The organism is Pleomorphomonas sp. JP5, from assembly GCF_023721815.1.
GTDB lineage: Bacteria > Pseudomonadota > Alphaproteobacteria > Rhizobiales > Pleomorphomonadaceae > Pleomorphomonas.
On the sequence record NZ_JAMDLI010000022.1, the window covers coordinates 300,357 to 319,125 of the forward strand.

The 18,769-nt window shown below is 63.7% G+C and carries 15 protein-coding genes and 1 tRNA gene; 12 read left to right on the top strand and 4 right to left on the bottom strand.

Features of this window, described 5'->3' with window-relative positions:
- Window positions 1-90 precede the first annotated feature (90 nt).
- The 3 genes from M4J40_RS20750 to M4J40_RS20760 are packed head-to-tail and all read right to left on the bottom strand — an operon-like array spanning window position 91 to window position 2,572.
- Window positions 91-957, bottom strand: coding sequence for a DMT family transporter (locus tag M4J40_RS20750; RefSeq protein ID WP_251756320.1), 867 nt, complete (start codon window positions 955-957; stop codon window positions 91-93).
- Entirely contained in the window at window positions 954-1,682 is a 729-nt protein-coding gene (locus tag M4J40_RS20755) for a copper homeostasis protein CutC (protein ID WP_251756321.1), read from the bottom strand. Before M4J40_RS20755 ends, M4J40_RS20750 begins: the two co-directional genes overlap by 4 nt.
- Complete coding sequence (locus tag M4J40_RS20760) at window positions 1,679-2,572, bottom strand: ROK family protein (protein ID WP_251756322.1); 894 nt, start codon at window positions 2,570-2,572, stop codon at window positions 1,679-1,681. Before M4J40_RS20760 ends, M4J40_RS20755 begins: the two co-directional genes overlap by 4 nt.
- A 340-nt stretch (window positions 2,573-2,912) precedes the next feature.
- Between M4J40_RS20760 and M4J40_RS20765 the strand changes: the two genes are divergently transcribed.
- The 5 genes from M4J40_RS20765 to tenA all read left to right on the top strand — a co-directional run bounded on the left by M4J40_RS20765 (window position 2,913) and on the right by tenA (window position 9,338).
- Complete coding sequence (locus M4J40_RS20765; protein ID WP_251726492.1) at window positions 2,913-3,113, top strand: DUF2892 domain-containing protein; 201 nt, start codon at window positions 2,913-2,915, stop codon at window positions 3,111-3,113.
- Between the two features lie 13 nt (window positions 3,114-3,126).
- Complete coding sequence (locus tag M4J40_RS20770; RefSeq protein WP_251756323.1) at window positions 3,127-4,080, top strand: efflux RND transporter periplasmic adaptor subunit; 954 nt, start codon at window positions 3,127-3,129, stop codon at window positions 4,078-4,080.
- Window positions 4,077-7,304, top strand: a complete 3,228-nt coding sequence (locus M4J40_RS20775; RefSeq protein ID WP_251756324.1) for an efflux RND transporter permease subunit — start codon at window positions 4,077-4,079, stop codon at window positions 7,302-7,304. Before M4J40_RS20770 ends, M4J40_RS20775 begins: the two co-directional genes overlap by 4 nt.
- Before the next feature lie 238 nt (window positions 7,305-7,542).
- Window positions 7,543-8,679, top strand: coding sequence for a tRNA guanosine(34) transglycosylase Tgt (gene tgt, locus M4J40_RS20780; protein ID WP_251756325.1), 1,137 nt, complete (start codon window positions 7,543-7,545; stop codon window positions 8,677-8,679).
- Window positions 8,676-9,338, top strand: a complete 663-nt coding sequence (gene tenA, locus M4J40_RS20785) for a thiaminase II (protein WP_251756326.1) — start codon at window positions 8,676-8,678, stop codon at window positions 9,336-9,338. Before tgt ends, tenA begins: the two co-directional genes overlap by 4 nt.
- A gap of 4 nt (window positions 9,339-9,342) precedes the next feature.
- Here the strand turns inward: tenA and M4J40_RS20790 are convergent, their stop codons facing one another.
- Complete coding sequence (locus M4J40_RS20790) at window positions 9,343-10,464, bottom strand: serine hydrolase (RefSeq protein ID WP_251756327.1); 1,122 nt, start codon at window positions 10,462-10,464, stop codon at window positions 9,343-9,345.
- 185 nt (window positions 10,465-10,649) lie between these two features.
- Here M4J40_RS20790 and M4J40_RS20795 point away from each other — a divergent pair, with 185 nt between their 5' ends.
- The 7 genes from M4J40_RS20795 (at window position 10,650) to lon (ending at window position 18,633) form a co-directional block, all read left to right on the top strand.
- Entirely contained in the window at window positions 10,650-11,045 is a 396-nt protein-coding gene (locus M4J40_RS20795; protein ID WP_251756328.1) for a TfoX/Sxy family protein, read from the top strand.
- Between the two features lie 108 nt (window positions 11,046-11,153).
- Window positions 11,154-11,678 (top strand): DUF4405 domain-containing protein, encoded by a 525-nt coding sequence (locus M4J40_RS20800; protein ID WP_251756329.1) that lies wholly within the window; start codon window positions 11,154-11,156, stop codon window positions 11,676-11,678.
- Window positions 11,679-11,814: 136 nt separating this feature from the next.
- Window positions 11,815-11,899 (top strand) — tRNA-Leu (locus M4J40_RS20805).
- A 170-nt stretch (window positions 11,900-12,069) separates the two neighbouring features.
- Window positions 12,070-13,419: a trigger factor gene (tig, locus tag M4J40_RS20810; protein ID WP_251756330.1), complete on the top strand. Its 1,350-nt coding sequence runs from the start codon at window positions 12,070-12,072 to the stop codon at window positions 13,417-13,419.
- A gap of 335 nt (window positions 13,420-13,754) precedes the next feature.
- Entirely contained in the window at window positions 13,755-14,381 is a 627-nt protein-coding gene (locus M4J40_RS20815; protein ID WP_251756331.1) for an ATP-dependent Clp protease proteolytic subunit, read from the top strand.
- Window positions 14,382-14,581: 200 nt separating this feature from the next.
- Window positions 14,582-15,844 (top strand): ATP-dependent Clp protease ATP-binding subunit ClpX, encoded by a 1,263-nt coding sequence (clpX, locus tag M4J40_RS20820; RefSeq protein WP_251756332.1) that lies wholly within the window; start codon window positions 14,582-14,584, stop codon window positions 15,842-15,844.
- A gap of 356 nt (window positions 15,845-16,200) precedes the next feature.
- Window positions 16,201-18,633: an endopeptidase La gene (gene lon / locus M4J40_RS20825; protein ID WP_251756333.1), complete on the top strand. Its 2,433-nt coding sequence runs from the start codon at window positions 16,201-16,203 to the stop codon at window positions 18,631-18,633.
- Window positions 18,634-18,769 lie beyond the last annotated feature (136 nt).

Below are 18,769 nucleotides of genomic sequence, written 5' to 3' on the forward strand. Positions count from 1 at the left end.
TCATTCCTGCCCTCACGGCAAGCTAGCGCGTGGACTCGCTCGCATCAAGCTCGTCGAAGCGGCCAGCCTTTGGCGGTGACGGGCAATGGATCAGGCGTTGGTCCGATCGGACCGCAAGACGATCAGGCCGGCGACGATGATGATGGCCGCGCCGATCCATGTGAACAGTTCGACGGACTCTCCGAAAACCAGCCAACCGTTGAACGCGCCCCAGAAGATCAGGCAATACTGGAACGGGGCAACGAAGGATGCGGCGCCGACGCGATAGGCGCGGACGATCAAGAGATTGCCGGAGAACAGGCAGAAGCCGGCGAGGAGGACGAGCGCCAGATCCCGGATCGAGAGCGCCGGAAAGCCCGTGGTCAGCACGGTTAGTGTGCCGCTGCCGATGGCCAGGATGATCATCGGGCAGATGACCAGCGCCAGATCGGACTCGCGGGGTGGGGCGATGCGAATCATGACCAGCGTCACCGCGAAGATGAGCGCCGACCCGGCAGCGGCGAAATGGCCGAGGCCAAAGCCCATGTCTCCGGGGCGAAATGCAACGAGAACGCCGACGAACCCGAGCACGACGCCGACAGCCACCAGTGGCGAGGGGCGTTCTCCGAGGGCGACGATAGCGATCAGCGAGACGAAGATCGGCGTGAGAAAGGTAAGAACGTAGACATCAGCGAGCGGAACGATGGTGAAGGCGTAGTAGATGATCGCGGTTTCTGTTGCGAGGAGAGCGCCCCGGCCGAGCGTGAAGGCCGGCATTACGGGAACGAGCGCCCGCCCGCGACCGATGCCGAAGCCGTAGAGGGCGATCAGAAGCGTCGCTGTGCTTGTGATCATCACCGTCACGGCGGCGACGGGCAAGGACTGGCTCTCGTATTTAACGATGGTGTCGGCGACCGAGAACAAGCCGAAGGCGCAAACGGCGAGCAGAGCGCCCCGGAGATTGTCGCTGAGGATCACGACGGTTCTCCGGACATAGCGGCAGCCTTCAACACCCGGATGCGATCGGCATCGGTCAGGCGTCGTTCGCTCGGTCCGAAGCCGAAATGGCGGATGGCGTCTCCGTTGGCTTCGACGCGCCCGCAGGACGAGTGTAGCCAGTGGACACGCGTGCTTCGGTGGATCGCGGATGCGTTTTCCGGACGGACGCCGCTGCCCGCCATGATGTCGATGCGGCCGGCGGAGCGCTCGACCATGGCGGCGATGACGGCGGCGCCTGTGTCGGCGGAAAGAGCTCCGCCGGAGGTCAGGATGCAGTCGAAGCCCAGATCGACGGCGAGGTCCACGGCGTCGACGGGGTCGGGCAGCAGATCGACGGCGCGGTGCAGCGTCTTGCCGAGAGGACCGGTCGCCTTGACGAGACGGGTGATCACGGCGATGTCGAGCGTGCTCTCGCCAGTCGTCGCCCCGAGCACCACACCGGAAAGGCCTGCCTCCCGGACCGCCGCGATATCGGCGAGCATGACGTCCACCTCGGCGTCGGTGTAGCGGAAGTCGCCAGCGCGCGGGCGGATCATGGCTCGTACCGGCACCGAGGATTTCGCGGCGGCGGAGATGAGGCCGGGGGAGGGGGTGAGACCTCCGAGATCGAGCGCCGAACAGAGTTCAACGCGATCGGCCCTGCCAGCGGCGCAGGCGGCGAGGCCGGCAACGTCGTCGATGCAGACTTCGAGGCGGATGGTCATGGCAGGAGTGTTTCCGAAACGTGGATGGCGGCGCCGATGAGGCCTTTCTCCGGCCCAGTCTCGGTGGCTAAGCAGAGGGCCGTCGCACGGCGACCGAGCGTGCGGGAGCGGACTTCGGCATCGATGGCGGCGACGAGGGCTGCGTTGCGGGCGAGACCACCGCCGATCGGGACGATATCGGGATCGAGGATGTTGACGGTGTTGGCGAGCGCGCCGCCAACGACGTCGAGATAGACGTCGAGCGTGCGAACGGCGTCCGGTTCGCCCTGCTGCCAGGCGGCGAGAATGGCCGGCGTGTCCGCCTCGACGCCGCAGAGATGGCGGTGAAGGCGTTCGAGGCCGCGGGCGCCGCCCAGCGTGTCGACGCAACCGGGCTGGCCGCAGCCGCAGCGGACGATCGGCAAGGCGGCGCAGGTGCGCGCCGCCGCCGCCGGTCCGTGCCCCCACTCGCCGGCGCTGCCTGTCGCGCCCATGACAAGTCGGCCGTTCAGAACGAAGGCGCCACCGATTCCGGTGCCGATGATCACGGCGAAGACCGAAGCGTGTCCCTTGCCAAGGCCGACGGTGGCTTCAGCGAGAGCAAAGGCCTTGGCGTCATTGAGCACGCGTACGCGGCGGCCCAGGCTTGCCTCGAGGTCGGCGGCAAGAGTTTTGCCGTCGGCGCAGGGAATGTTCGCGACGGTGAGCCGACCGTCCCGAGGGTCGACGACGCCGGCTATGGAAATTCCAATCGGCTCGTCACCTTGTCCGGCGAGGTCGGCAATGGCGGCGCAGAAGGCGTCATAGTCGCGGGTCGGCGTCGGAACGCGGCCAATTTCGTTGGCCACCAGATCGACGCCGACTTTTGCTGCCGCGATTTTCGTTCCGCCGATGTCGAAGGCTATGGCCATGCGTTCCTCTCCGAGATTCGGGGCCGGAGGCTATCATCAAACCGGCGGAAAAGGCGATCGAAGTTGACCGCCGCGCCGGCTTGCCATCTGATCTTTCCGCGTCGCTCCGGAGGGGTGCCTCGTCGTGTTATCCTGATGAAATAACTATACAAATATCCAGATTTGCCGCCTGATGTATGATTGACGACGGCCCCTCGTTGATCCAGCCTGTCACGGTCTCCGGTGCTGCGTGACCACACTTGGTTGGCCGTATGCCGAAGAGGGTGGAGAAGCGCTTGCATCTTTGGTGCGTTTCTGTATATGAGTATATTATAATATAAACTCTTGACGGAGATGACCGATGACTCTTGATCGTGCCGTTCTCGCCTTCGCCGGCAGCGTGCTGCTCGTTTCGCTGCTGCTCACCTATTTCGTCTCGCCGTATTTCGTCTGGCTGACGGCCTTTGTCGGCTTCAATCTCATCCAGTCGGCCTTCACCGGGTTCTGTCCGGCGGCAATCGTGTTCCGCAAGCTCGGAATCAAGTCCGGTACCGCCTTCTGATCGGGAGTTCGTGATGCGCCTCTTCCTTGCCGGGCTTGTTTCGCTCAGCCTCGTCTCACTGGCGGAGGCGGGAACGTTCGTCGTCCAGCCGGTCTCTGTTCCGGAGTGGAAGGCGGTCTATGGCCGCGTCGAGGCGCGAGACAGTCTCGCCGCTCGCGCCCGCGTCGGTGGTACCCTGGTGTCGCTCGATGTTTCCGAGGGCGACACGGTGAAGGGGGGGCAGCGCATCGCAGTCGTGCGCGACGACAAGATCGATTTTCAGATCTCCGCCCTCGATGCCCAGCTGAAGGCGCTTGTCGCTCAGTTGCAGAACGCGGAGTCCGAACTCGCTCGCGGCCAGACGCTGGTCGACAAAGGGGTCAGCACCAGCCAGCGGCTCGACCAGTTGCGCACTCAGGTCGATGTGTTCCGCAACCAGATCGCCGCTGCCGAGGCGCAGCGGCAGGTCGTGGTTCAGCAGGGCGCTGAGGGGGACGTGCTGGCGCCCAGCGACGGCAAGGTCCTGACAGTGCCGGTGACCAAGGGGTCGGTGGTGATGGCTGGCGAGACCGTTGCCCAGTTGGGCGGTGGCGGCTTTTTCCTGCGCCTCTCGATCCCCGAGCGTCACGCCGACCTTCTTGAAATGGGCTCTTCGCTTGCAGTGGAGACCGCGAGCGGAGCCTTGGAGGGGCGGCTCGCCAAGATCTATCCGCTGATCGAAGGCGGCCGCGTGACCGCCGACGTCGATGTTCCGGGGCTTCCCACCGAGTTCGTCGATGCCCGTCTGCTCGTCCGTGTACCGGTCGGCAAGCGTCAGGCCATCCTGGTGCCGGCTTCGGCCGTCGTCAGCCGGTCCGGCATAGATACGCTGCGCGTCATCACGGATGGCATGGAGAGCGATCGGACCGTGGTGCTTGGTGAGCGAAACGGCGACAATGTGGAAATCCTGTCCGGCCTCACCGCCGGCGATGCGGTGGTGCTGCCATGAAACTCGGTATAGCCGGCCATCTCACCCGCGCCTTCATCGGCTCGGCGCTGACGCCGCTGTTTCTGCTGGCCGCCTTCGCGGTTGGCCTCGTCGCGCTCGTCACGCTGCCGCGCGAGGAAGAGCCGCAGATTTCGGTGCCGATGGTCGACATTCACGTGTCGGCGCCTGGCCTCAACGCCGAGGATGCCGAGAAGCTGATCACCGAGCCTCTCGAGACCATCGTCAAGGCGATCAACGGGGTCGAGCACGTCTACTCTCAGACCTACGACGAGCAAGTCCTCGTCACCGCGCGTTTCCTCGTCGGGACCTCGGCCGACGCGGCAGTGCTGCGCGTGCACGATCGGATCAGAGCCAATCTCGACCGCATACCCGTGGGAATCGCCGAGCCGAGAATCGTCGGTCGCGGCATTGATGACGTCGCCATCGTTACCCTGACACTGTCGCCGAAGCCGGAAGTGGCTGGCTCGGTGACCGCCGCCGATCTGACGCGCGTCGCCCACGAGTTGCGGAGCGAGATCGCAAAGGTCGAGGATGTCGGGTTGACCTATCTGGTCGGCGAAACCGGCGACGCCATTCGGATTGCACCCGATCCGGATCGACTCGCCCTTTATGGCGTGACGCTGCAGCAGCTATCGGCCAAGGTCACCGCCGCCAACAGGTCGTTTCCTGCCGGGACCGTGCGCAAGGACGGAAACGAAATCCAGGTGGTGGCCGGTGAAACGCTGCAATCGCCCGCCGAAATCGCAAATCTTCTGCTGACGACCCGTGACAGCCGGCCTGTCTACGTGCGCGACGTCGCCGACGTCTCCTTTGTTCAGGATACGGCCGACCATTATGTCTCTACCGTCCGCAAGGCGGCTGACGGATCGCTGGAGCGTTTGCCCTCGGTGACCCTGGCGGTCGCCAAGCGGGCGGGCGCCAACGCGGTCACCGTCGCTCACGACATTCTCACACGTGTCGAAGGCCTCAAGGGCAACCTCATTCCCGACAGCCTCTCCGTCGAGGTGACGCGCGACTATGGCGAGACCGCCAACGAAAAGGCCAACGAGCTTCTCTTCCATCTCGGGCTTGCGACGCTGTCGATCATTGTCCTGGTCTGGGTGGCCATCGGTTTCCGCGAGGCGGTGGTCGTGGCCGTCGTGATCCCGGTCACCATCCTGCTCACCCTGTTCGCCGCCAAGGTGATGGGCTACACGCTCAATCGCGTGTCGTTGTTCGCGTTGATCTTTTCAATCGGCATCCTGGTGGACGACGCCATCGTCGTCATCGAGAACATTGCCCGTCATGCCGCCATGGGCAAGGGCATCAGTCGCCGGGAAAGCGCGGTCGAGGCTGTCGCAGAGGTCGGCAACCCGACCATCGTCGCAACGCTGACGGTCGTGGCGGCGCTTCTTCCGATGCTGTTCGTGTCCGGAATGATGGGCCCCTACATGAGCCCGATCCCGGCCAACGCGTCAGCGGCAATGATCTTCTCCTTCTTCGTGGCGGTGACCGTGACGCCTTGGCTGATGCTCAAGGTGACCGGCGGTGGCTCAGCACATCATCACCAGGGTGATAGTGCCGGTGGTGCGCTGGGCAAGGCCTACGCGGCCGTGGCCCGGCCGATCCTGGCAACCAAGGGAAGAAGTCTTGCCTTCCTCTTGGCCGTGGGTGTGCTGACGCTCGGCTCGCTGAGCCTCTTCTACACCAAGCACGTCACCGTGAAGCTGCTGCCCTTCGACAACAAGGCGGAGCTCGCCGTCACCATCGACCTGCCGGAAGGCTCGTCGGTGGAGGCGACGGATGCCGTTGCCCAGGCCGTGGCGAAGGTGGCGCTCGACCTGCCCGAGGTGGTGTCGGTCCAGACCCACGCCGGTGCCGCGGCGCCGTTCAACTTCAACGGTCTTGTCCGCCACTCCTATCTGCGCGCCGAGCCGCAGCTCGGGGATGTTCAGGTCAACCTGACGCCAAAGGGCGAGCGTGACAGGGCATCGCACGACATTGCACTTGAACTGCGGCATCGCGTCATGGCGCTGCCGGTTCCTGCCGGTACCTCGCTCAAGGTGGTTGAGCCGCCGCCCGGACCTCCGGTGATGGCGACGCTCCTGGCGGAGATCTACGGTCCGACCGCCGACATGCGCCGCCGGACGGCCGAGAAGGTTGAAGCCGCCTTCCGCGAAGTTCCCTTCATCGTCGACGTCGACAACTCCTTCGGCGAGCCGGCCAAGCGGATGCGGGTCACCATTTCCACGGACGATCTCGACTTCTTCCACGTTCAGGAGAGCGACGTGTTCGACACGCTTGCCATCCTCGGTGGAACGTCGACGGTCGGTTATTCGCACCGTGGTGACGGGCGCGCGGCCATTCCCATCGTCGTCGCGCGGCCCAAGGGCCAGAGGGTGCTCGACGAGACGGCGCTCACCACGCCCATTCCGGCCAACGTGTTGCCGGGCGATCGCGGCGTCGTCGAGCTTGGAGATGTCGTGCGGGTGAGGGAGGAGAGGGCGTCCTTCCCGATCTTCCGCCACAACGGTCGCTTCGCGGAGATGGTGACGGCCGAGCTTGCCGGCGCCTATGAGGCGCCGCTCTACGGCATGCTCGCCGTTCAGGAGGCGCTTGACCGCCAGGACTGGACGGGGCTCGAGAAGCCGGTCATCGCCCTGCATGGCCAGCCGGCCGACGAGGGCAAGTCGACCTTGCTCTGGGATGGCGAGTGGGAGGTGACGTGGGTGACCTTCCGCGACATGGGCGCGGCTTTCGCCATCGCCGTGCTCGGCATCTACATCCTCGTCGTGGCGCAGTTCGGCTCATTCAAGCTGCCGCTGGTGATCCTGACGCCGATACCTCTGACCTTCATCGGCATTCTCGTCGGACACTGGCTGTTCCACGCTCCGTTCACCGCGACATCGATGATCGGCTTCATCGCGCTCGCCGGCATCATCGTGCGCAACTCGATCCTGCTCGTGGACTTCATTCGGCATGCGCCGCGCGAGGTGACGGTCAAGGACGAAGAGGGCGTGCCGCACACCGTGCAGCGTCCGCTCGCCGACATCCTGATCGAGGCTGGCTCGATCCGCTTCAAGCCGATCCTGCTCACGGCGCTTGCCGCCATGATCGGCGCGGCGGTGATCCTGACCGATCCGATTTTCCAGGGGCTCGCCATCTCGCTCCTGTTCGGCCTCGCGTCATCGACGCTACTCACGGTGCTGGTCATTCCGGCCATCTATCGCCTGCTCAGGAGCTGAGAGGCCGATTGGAGATTCTACTCCGGCGGCCGTCTGGCCCGACTTGTCTGCGCTTCCGGTGCTCACGGATCGAATGTCCGCTGCGCTCCGGTTCTCGAAAGCCGCGCCAGCCGACTCGCCGGAGCGATTCTCGAAACGGCCTCCGAGAGGCGTTGTTGCCGGCGGCATTTTTCGCTATTGGCGGGCGGCGCTCTCGTTCTCGATGAAACGGGGCGCCGTTCTCCGGAAAGCGATGCCGATGACACAGCCCTTTTCCTTCCGCCTCCTTGCGACCGATGGTCGGGCGCGCCGTGGCGAGATCGTCACGCCGCATGGCGTCGTCCGCACGCCGGCCTTCATGCCGGTTGGCACGCTCGGAACGGTGAAGGCGATGTTCATGGACGACGTGAAGGCGACAGGCGCCGACGTCGTGCTTGGCAATACCTACCACCTGATGCTGCGGCCCGGCGCCGAGCGGGTGGCAGCGCTTGGCGGGCTCCATAAGTTCTCAACCTGGGACAAGACCATCCTGACCGACAGCGGCGGCTTTCAGGTGATGTCGCTCGCCAAGCTGAGGAAGATGGACGAGCGCGGCGTCACCTTTCAAAGCCATATCGACGGCAGCCGCCACGAGCTGTCGCCGGAGCGCTCCATCGAGATCCAGGGGCTGCTGGGATCCGATATCCAGATGCAGCTCGACGAATGCGTCCGTTTGCCGGCCGAACCCAAGGAGGTCGAGCGCGGCATGCGATTGAGCCTCAGGTGGGCCGAGCGGTCGCGCCGGAAGTTCGAGGCGATGGGTGGCCCCGAGAAGGGGCAGGGCCTCTACGGCATCGTCCAGGGGGGGGACGTTCCGTCGCTCCGCGAGGTGAGCGCCCGCGAACTCTCCGCCATGCCCTTTGAGGGCTACTCGGTCGGTGGCCTCGCCGTTGGCGAGCCGCAGGCTGTCATGCTTCAGATGATTGACGTCGTCGATCCGGTTCTGCCGCGCGACAAGCCGCGCTATCTGATGGGCGTCGGCACGCCTGACGACATCATCGAGAGCGTAGCGCGCGGCATCGACCAGTTCGACTGCGTGATGCCGACGCGGGCAGGGCGCCACGGTCTTGCCTACACCCGCTTCGGCAAGCTCAACTTCAAGAACGCCCGCCACATGGATGATCCCCGGCCGATCGACCCCACATCGAACTGTCCGGCGGCGCGCGACTATTCGCGCGCCTACATCCACCACCTCGTTCGCACCGGCGAGGCGCTTGGCGCCATGCTGCTCACCTGGGTCAACGTCGCCTATTATCAGTCGCTGATGCAGGGTATCCGCGACGCCATCGAGGCCGGCCGCTTCGAGGCGTTCAAAGCGGAGACCCAGGCCGCGTGGGCGAGAGGAGAGACGGAATGACCCTGTTCGATCGCCTCGCCGAGTCCTGCGCCGACGATTGGCGCGCCTATGTCGAGCATCCCTTCGTGGAGATGATGGCGGCCGGTACGCTGCCGGAGGCCGCTTTCCGGCACTATCTCGTCCAGGACTACCTGTTTCTGATCCAGTTCGCCCGCGCCTATGCGCTTGCCGCCTACAAGGGGCGGACGATGGAGGAAATGCGCTACGGCCTCGATGGTCTCCGGGCGATCCTCGATGGCGAGATGGCGCTGCACGTCAAGTATTGCGAGGGCTGGGGACTGACGCCCGCCGACCTTGAATCATCCGAGGAGGATATGCCGACCACGGCCTATACCCGCTTCGTGCTCGACTGGGGCGTGCGGGGCGATCTCCTCGATCTCCACGTCGCGCTCGCGCCCTGCATGATCGGCTACGGGGTGATTGCCCGTCGGCTTGCACGGATCCCCGGGGCGCTTGACGCGAGCAACCCTTACGCGCCTTGGATTGCCGAATATGCCGCCGACGGCTACCAGCAGGTGGCGGCCGCGACCATCGAGCATCTCGATGCGCTGTCCGCTGGCGCGATGGGAGAGGTGCGCTTCCGCCAGGTCGCCGGCATTTTCAGGCAGGCGAGCCGGCTAGAGGCTGCCTTCTGGCAGATGGGGCTCGACAGGGCCTGAAGTGTCACTTGCCGGTGGCGAGCTGGGCGGTCGCCCTGGAAAACAGGCCCGCGGCGGACGCTTCGTCAATCGGCTTGTCGCCGTTGAGCGTCACCGACAGGCAATGTGTGCGGCCGTCCTTGCCGGTCAGCGCAGCCGTCAGGTTGAGGACGCCGGTTTCGCTGCCGCCCTTGTAGGCGACGCGCTGCCACAAACCGGGGCGAACCGGGCCGGGATTGATCTGGAAGACGTCGAGATCGGAGAGCGCGACGGCGAGGCTGCACAGTCGCTCGACGGGAATCATCCATTCGAGGCCGGGCGCGTAGGGGCTGGATGCCGCAGCCACCGAAGGCAGGTCTCGATCGGACAGCTGCTTCAGGATGGCCTTCCGATCGTCGGCCGAACCCGAAACGTAGGCGTTGGCCAGAGCCTTCTCGGCTTTCAACTGGAACAGGGCTCGGGTGGTCAGCAATGTATCAAGGCCGAGCACATCGGCGGCTCGCTCGGCTCCGACGACCCGGATCAGCAGGTCCGTTGCCGTGTTGTCGCTTCGGGCGATCATTTCGGCCGCGAGCGTATGGAGCGTGAAGGGCGATCCGGCGGGATAGAGGCGGAGGTCGCCCGATGGCAGCGAACGGTCGCTCTCCGCAAGGCGCACCACATCATCCCATCGGCTGCGTCCGGCCGCGATGTCGTCGGCGAGAACCTTCAGTACGCCGAGCTTGAAGGCCGAGCCGACGGCGAGCGGCCGGCTGGACTCTCGTTCCAGCCGAGCCGCTCCCGAGGTTTCGACCAGGTAGGAGACGGTATCGGCGAGGCCTGAGAGCTTCTCCAGGGTCTCCTCCAGCGAGGCCGTGAGCGCTACGGGCGGCTGGAACAGCAAGCCATCAATCAAGCCGTTGCTGTCCAAGGTCATCTTGGTGGGAATCGAGTGGGTGTCGGTCTCAATCGCGTAGTCGTCGCCGTCCTGAACGATCGCGCGGGGTGTCCCGAGCGAGCCGACCATCTGCTCGACGATCCTGGATACTTCTCCGGCAGGCACCGCGGCGAGAAAGGACCGGGAGAACTGGGTGCTTGCCAGCTCAGGGGCGCTGAACAAGCGTTCCAGATGGGCGATTTCCGCTTCGCCGGCGATAGCGTCGGTCACAGGGCTCACCAGTAGGGTTATTTGGACAAGGAACGAAACCGCGAGCGAGTTGCCTTGGATCATGGTTTGGACAGCTTAATCCTGCGTCAAGAAAGAACAAGTGATCGGCCGCGCTTCATCTCCGTGCTGGACGCGACGGTTTGTTCGCTTTATGTTCTTTTATGTTTCACGATTTGGAGGTGACGATGGCGGACGATGGTTTCAGGGAGTTCCTGCGCGAGCTGACGGAGCCGCTTGGCGGCGTCACGTTCCGCAAGATGTTCGGCGGGCTTTCGATCTATCAGGATGGCATGGTGTTCGCCCTGGAGGCCGATGGCAGCCTCTATTTCAAGGTGGACGAGGAAACACGGGAACGCTTCATCGCGGAGGGCTGTCCTCAGTTTGAGTACACTACCAAGGATGGTCGGACGGCCCAGATGCCCTACTGGAGGGCTCCGGAGCGGCTTTACGACGAGCCCGACGAGTTCATCGAATGGTGCCGCGCCGCGGTCGCCGTCGCTCGCCGCAGCGAAGCGATCAAGGCCGAGGAGAAGTCGCGCAAGGCAAGCCGCAAGCGCAAGGGGACGGCCGATACGCTTTGATACACTTCGCCATCTTGGTGAGAAGATTCGGACGAGGAGGAGTGCTAGGACTCGTTGAAGACCAGAGGTCTTCTTTCCAAGCTTTTCTTCATTCGTCGAGTTTTCCTCATGTCCATCAAAGATGCCCTGTTTCGCTATGCAACGCCCCTGACCACCTGGCTGTTCCTGATCTCCCTGGTCTCCGGCGTCGCGCTCTTCTTCGGCCTTGGCGCACAGTATTTCCGCGAGATGCACGAGATCCTGTCGATGCTCCTGATCGTGCCCTTCGGGCTGCACGTGTGGCGCAACTGGCGGACGCTTGCGAACTACTTCCGGCGGTCGGCCATGTGGATTTCGACGGTGGTCTGCCTAGCCGCCGCGGGCGCCTTTGCCTATGAGGGGGCGGGCGTCTCCTCGGCCAATCCCCGTGCCGTGGTGTTCGGCGCACTCAATAATGCGTCAGTGACGGCGCTGGCCGCGCTTGCCCACGCCGACGAGGCAACGGTAACCGATCGGCTCAAGGCGATCGGAGTCGAGGTCAAGTCGGCCGAGGATACGGTGGCGGGACTTGCCGAGGCATCCGGGCACGACAGTTTCGAGCTGCTGGGCGCCGCGTTGGTGGCTCCCGCGGCGACGGGCCAGCCGACGCCGTGAGCCCCTGAAAGCCGGCAAACTCGACCAAAGGGGAGGTTCGTCGCGAATCCTCCCCTTTTTGCTTTGTGCCTGCTGGGAAGTTTGCTATGGAGACCCCGCTTCGAGCATCGGAGGCGATGGTCGGCGCGGTTGGATCGCGGGCGTGGTGGAATTGGTAGACACGCTGGATTTAGGTTCCAGTGGCGAAAGCCGTGGGGGTTCAAGTCCCTTCGCCCGCACCAGATCGACACGCCGAGATCGAGGGTGATGCGGTCGGTGTACGGTACGCCTCCGTGGCGTCCCGCCGGTGGTGAAGACAGAATTGAACCGCTTCTTCGGACCGGGCCGGCAGGGAGAACCACCGGAACGGTCTCTGGGGCGTTCTCGGGATCAGAGACGAAAGAAAACATCCATGCAGGTGACTGAAACCTCGACCGAAGGCCTGAAGCGCGAGCTCAAGATCGTCGTCACGGCCTCCGAACTCGCTGAGAAGCTCGATGCTTACCTCGAGGACCTCAAGGCCCGCGCCAGGATTCCCGGCTTCCGTCCGGGCAAGGTTCCCAAGGCGCACCTCAAGAAGCTCCATGGCAAGTCCGCCATGGCCGAGATCGTCAACAACGTGATTGGCGAGACCTCGACCAAGGCTCTTGAAGAGCGTTCCGAGAAGGCTGCCATGCAGCCGCAGATCAAGCTGTCCGACGAGGATGCCGAGAAGATCCTGTCGGGTGAACTCGACCTTGCCTACGACCTCTCCTACGAGATCGTTCCCGAGTTCGAGCTGGCGCCGGTCGACGGCATCGCCATCGAGCGCCCGGTCGTCGAAGTTGCCGATTCGGAAGTCGAGGAGCGCCTGACCCAGATCGCCGAGGGCGCCCGTTCCTACGTTGCCCGCGAAGAGGGTGCCGCTGCCGAGAATGGCGACCGGCTGACCATTTCCTACCTTGGCAAGATCGATGGCGAGCCCTTCGACGGTGGCGCCGACGAACGCGCCACCATCGTCATCGGCCAGGGCCGGTTCATCCCCGGCTTCGAAGAGCAGCTGACGGGCGTCAAGGTCGGCGACAAGAAGGTCATCGAAGTGACCTTCCCTGAGGGGTATCAGGCCGAGCACCTTGCCGGTAAGCCGGCCACCTTCGATGTCGAGGTGTTCGAGATTGCCGCGCCGGGCGAGCTGAGGCTCGACGACGACTGGGCCAAGACGCTCGGCATGGACAGCCTCGATGCGGTGAAGGACATCGTCAAGCAGCAGATCGAAGCCCAGAACGGTGGCCAGACCCGCCAGAAGGTGAAGCGGCAGCTGCTGGACGCTCTTGATGCGCAGTATTCCTTCGAGCTGCCGGCGACGCTGGTTGAGCAGGAATTCAACGCCATCTGGGGGCAGGTCGAGGCTGAGATGAAGTCTGCCGGCAAGACCTTCGAGGACGAGGACACCACCGAGGAGAAGGCCCACGCCGACTATCGCAAGATCGCCGAGCGCCGCGTTCGTCTCGGTCTCGTGCTGTCGAAGTTCGGCGAGCGTGAGAAGGTTCAGGTCAATGAGCAGGAGCTGCAGCGCGCGCTGATCGAGCGTGCCCGTCAGTTCCCTGGCCAGGAAAAGGCCGTGTTCGACTTCTATCGTCGTGATGCCAATGCTCTCGCCTCGTTGCAGGCGCCGGTGTTCGAGGAGAAGGTCGTCGACGTTCTTCTCGGTCTGGTCAAGGTCACCAACAAGACGGTTACCAAGGAAGAGCTGTTCAAGGACGACGAAGAGCCGGCCGTCTGATCGGCCTCCGCAATCCTTGCAAAGCTTTCGCGGCCGGGGCGGCGACGCCCCGGCCGGTTGCGTTTTGAGGAGAGCAGCCTTGCGCGCGGTTTCGACCGCTTGCAGAGTTTGCCGACGATGCATAAGTGGCCTTTATGGGGATATCCCCATGCATAGGCGGGTATGGAAAGCCGTACACCATGCACCGAAAATTCAGAGGCTTTGGTGTAGCCAAGCGTCTGGTTGGGATGTAACGATCACGGCAAGAGTGATTTGCTGGCGACGCCACCGCTGTTCCACGCAGCCCCGAGACGGGGCGGGAAGGGCGGTTCGTCCGTCGAACGCCGAGGGAACGTATGAAGGATCCTGTCGATTTCACCATGAGCACGCTGGTCCCGATGGTCGTCGAACAGACGAATCGCGGCGAGCGCGCCTATGACATTTTCTCGCGCCTCCTCAAGGAACGGATCATCTTCATTACCGGCGGCATCGATGACGGTGTCGCGACGCTGGTCAGCGCCCAGCTGCTTTTCCTGGAGTCGGAGAATCCGAACAAGGAGATCTCTCTCTACATCAACTCTCCCGGCGGCTATGTGACGGCGGGTCTCGCGATCTACGACACCATGCAGTTCATCCGCCCGAAGGTGGCGACGCTCTGCATCGGGCAGGCCGCGTCCATGGGGTCTCTTCTGCTTTGCGCCGGCGAGGCCGGCATGCGCTTCTCGCTGCCCAACGCGCGCATCATGGTGCACCAGCCGTCGGGCGGCTTCCGTGGTCAGGCGGCGGACATCATGCTGCATGCCCAGGAGATCCTGAAGCTGAAGCGTCGCCTCAACCAGATCTATGTCGAGCACACCGGGCGCGATCTCGCGGCGGTCGAAGAAGCTCTGGAGCGCGACAATTTCATGGATGCCGAGGCGGCCAAGGCATTCGGCCTCGTGGACGATGTGATCGCCAAGAGGGCGGTTCCCGAACAGCCCTGAGGAAAGTAGGTTTGCCGGCGCCGCAGGCGGCGGTGCATCGAGATCGGTACGTTAAAGCTATCTTGAGTCCTTTGAGCGCAGCATGCGCATGTGGCGGTTCCGGCGGATACGGTCACTGAAGAGGGTTCGAGAGGAAGGTTCGGTTCGATACTCGCCCGGAGCGGGGTCGGGCCGTCCGTCAACCGAGCGGGAATGATTGGATGACCAAGGTTAGCGGCGAGTCGAAGAACACCCTCTACTGTTCGTTCTGCGGCAAGAGCCAGCACGAAGTCCGCAAGCTCATCGCGGGACCGACGGTGTTCATCTGTGATGAATGCGTTGAACTCTGCATGGACATCATCCGTGAGGAGTCGAAGTCCAATCTCGTGAAGTCGCGCGACGGCGTTCCGACACCTTCGGAAATCCGCAAGGTGCTCGACGACTACGTGATCGGCCAGGACAAGGCCAAGAAGGTGCTGGCTGTGGCTGTCCACAACCACTACAAGCGCCTCAATCACGCCTCGAAGAACAACGATGTCGAGCTGGCCAAGTCGAACATCATGCTGATCGGCCCGACCGGTTCGGGCAAGACGCTGCTCGCCCAGACGCTTGCCCGCATCATCGACGTGCCGTTCACCATGTCCGATGCGACGACGCTGACCGAGGCCGGTTACGTCGGCGAAGACGTCGAGAACATCATCCTGAAGCTTCTGCAGGCCGCGGACTACAACGTCGAGCGGGCCCAGCGCGGCATCGTCTACATCGACGAGGTCGACAAGATCTCGCGCAAGTCCGACAATCCGTCGATCACCCGCGATGTCTCGGGTGAGGGGGTGCAGCAGGCCCTCCTGAAGATCATGGAAGGCACTGTGGCCTCCGTGCCGCCGCAGGGTGGCCGCAAGCATCCTCAGCAGGAGTTCCTGCAGGTCGATACCACCAACATCCTGTTCATCTGCGGCGGTGCCTTCGCCGGCCTCGAAAAGATCATCTCGGCGCGCGGCAAGTCGACCTCGATCGGCTTCCAGGCACAGGTGACGGCCCCCGAGGATCGACGCACCGGCGAACTTTTCGCTCAGGTCGAACCGGAAGACCTCCTGAAGTTTGGTCTGATCCCCGAGTTCGTCGGACGTCTGCCGGTGCTTGCCACCCTTGAAGATCTCGACGAAGCGGCGCTGGTGATCATCCTCACCGAGCCGAAGAACGCCTTGGTCAAGCAGTACCAGCGCCTGTTCGAGATGGAGAACGTCAAGCTCTCCTTCCAGGATGATGCGCTGTCGGCCGTGGCCCGCAAGGCCATCGACCGCAAGACCGGCGCCCGTGGTCTGCGCTCGATCATGGAAGGTACTCTGCTTGAGACCATGTACGAGCTTCCCAACCTCGAAGACGTGACGGAAGTGGTCATTTCTGGCGACGTCATCGCCGGCAAGGCCAAGCCGATCTATGTCTACGGCGAACGCCTCGACGACACGGGCACGGGTGCCTGATAGTTTTCCGTGGGTGGCGACCAGAGCGCTCGCCGCCCATTTTCCCGGCCTGGCCGGCCGGGAGCGTCGTGCGTCGGGTCAATGACGCTTTCGTGTCAGGACCTTGAAAGCACAGTCGCCGCGATACATGTATCCGCTTACGCGGCGGCGACGGAAACGGGAACGGCGTCTGGCCTTGCGCCCATCAAGGGGCGGACCGGACGGCCACGTAGCGGATCACCTTCTCCGATCCTCTCACCCGTTGCCGAACTGGGGCACTCCGACCTTACGGTTGGCAGCCCTTGCCGAAAAACGCGTGCGACGGACGCCGGCGCCGATAGGCTTGGCCGGCGGGCCACCAGAAAGGAAACCACTCCATGGCCGCATCCACTCCAGCGACCGGCGCCGAACGGGACGTCTTTCCTGTCCTGCCGCTTCGTGACATCGTCGTTTTCCCGCACATGATCGTGCCGCTGTTCGTGGGGCGCGAGAAGTCGATCCGCGCCCTCGAAGAGGTGATGACGGCCGACAAGCAGATCCTGCTGGCCACTCAGCGCAATGCATCCGACGACGATCCTGCGTCCGGCGACATCTACACGGTCGGCACGCTCGCAACGGTGCTTCAGCTTCTGAAGCTGCCCGACGGCACGGTGAAGGTGCTTGTCGAGGGCGCGCGCCGGGCGGAAGTGATCAATTTCATCGACCGGTCCGACTATTTCGAAGCAGAGGTTCGGCCGATCGAGGAAGTGGAGAGCGATCGTGTCGAAGTTGAGGCGCTTGCCCGCTCGGTGCTGGTCGAGTTCGACAACTACGTCAAGCTGAACAAGAAGGTGTCTCCCGAGGTGCTCGGCACCATCAAGGAGATCGACGACTACGCCAAGCTCGCCGACACCATCGCCAGCCACCTCGCCGTAAAGATCTCCGAGAAGCAGGAAGTCCTTTCCCTGAAGTCGGTGGTCGAGCGGCTCGAACGCGTGCTCGGGCTGATGGAAAGCGAGATCTCTGTCCTGCAGGTGGAGAAGCGCATCCGCAGCCGCGTCAAGCGGCAGATGGAGAAGACGCAGCGCGAGTACTACCTCAACGAGCAGATGAAGGCGATCCAGAAGGAGCTGGGCGACGGCGAGGAGGGCAAGGACGAGCTTGCCGAGCTCGAGGAGCGCATCAAGCGCACCAAGCTGTCGAAGGAAGCGCGCGAAAAGGCGACGGCCGAGCTGAAGAAGCTTCGCCAGATGTCGCCGATGTCGGCCGAAGCCACAGTGGTGCGCAATTACCTCGACTGGATCCTGGGGATTCCCTGGAAGAGCCGCTCCAAGACCCGCGACGACCTCGCCTATGCCGAGGCGGTCCTGAACGAGGACCATTTCGGCCTTGAGAAGGTCAAGGAACGCATCATCGAGTATCTGGCGGTGCAGAGCCGGGCTAACAAGCTGAAGGGGCCGATCATCTGTCTCGTCGGTCCTCCTGGCGTCGGCAAGACCTCGCTCGCCAAGTCGATCGCCAAGGCGACCGGCCGTGAGTATGTGCGCATGTCGCTCGGCGGCGTGCGCGACGAGGCCGAAATTCGCGGCCATCGCCGCACCTATATCGGCTCGATGCCCGGCAAGGTCATCCAGTCGATGAAGAAGGCGAAGAAGTCAAATCCGCTGTTCCTGCTCGACGAAATCGACAAGATGGGCATGGACTTCCGCGGTGATCCGTCGTCGGCCTTGCTCGAGGTTCTCGATCCCGAGCAGAACCACACCTTCATGGACCACTACCTCGAGGTCGAGTACGACCTTTCGGACGTGATGTTCGTGACCACCGCCAACACGCTGAACATCCCCGGCCCGCTGATGGACCGCATGGAGATCATTCGGATCGCCGGCTATACCGAGGACGAAAAGGTCGAGATCGCCAAGCGGCATCTGTTGCCGAAGTCGATCGCCGACCACGGTCTCCGCGCAGGCGAGTACGAGATTACCGACGATGCCATTCGTTCCGTGATCCGCCAGTACACGCGCGAGGCCGGTGTCCGTAACCTCGATCGAGAGATGATGTCGCTCGCCCGCAAGGCGGTGACCGAACTCCAGAAGTCGAAGGGGGCGTTGAAGTCCGTCACGGTGACGCCGGAGAAGGTCGAGCAGTATCTCGGTGTGCCGCGCTTCCGGCATGGCGAGGCGGAGGGCACCGATCAGGTCGGCGTTGTCACCGGTCTTGCCTGGACCGAGGTCGGCGGTGAGCTTCTCACCATCGAGAGTGTGCGCTTGCCCGGCAAGGGACGCATGACGGTGACCGGCAACCTGAAGGACGTGATGAAGGAGTCGATTTCCGCAGCGGCGTCCTACGTGCGCTCGCGGGCTGTCGATTTCGGCATCGAGCCGCCGCTGTTCGACAAGCGCGACATCCACGTGCACGTGCCGGAAGGCGCGACGCCGAAGGACGGTCCGTCGGCCGGTATCGCCATGGTCACCTCGATCGTGTCGGTCATGACCGGTGTGCCAGTGCGCCATGACGTTGCAATGACCGGTGAGATCACGCTGCGTGGCCGGGTGTTGCCGATCGGCGGCCTCAAGGAGAAGTTGCTCGCAGCTCATCGGGGCGGCATCAAGACGGTGATGATCCCCGACGAGAACGCCAAGGATCTCGCGGACATTCCCGAGAACGTCCGGAACGTCATGGAAGTCATTCCGGTCGCTCATATGGATGACGTGTTGAAGGTGGCGTTGGTGCGGCCGCTCGAACCGATCGAGTGGGACGAATCGAAGCAAACACCCCCCGCGCCGGTGGCCGAGGGTGAAGCTGGCGATTTGGGTGTGATCACCGCGCACTGAACCAACGCGGGACACTTGTCCAGCAAATTACCGACCCGGGCCGCCAAAGCCCGGGTCTTTTTCGTCTTCGGCCAAAAAATCGCGCATAAGCGGTCTTTCCGCACTTGATTTTCCCCGGAAATCCGGGAAACGTGCC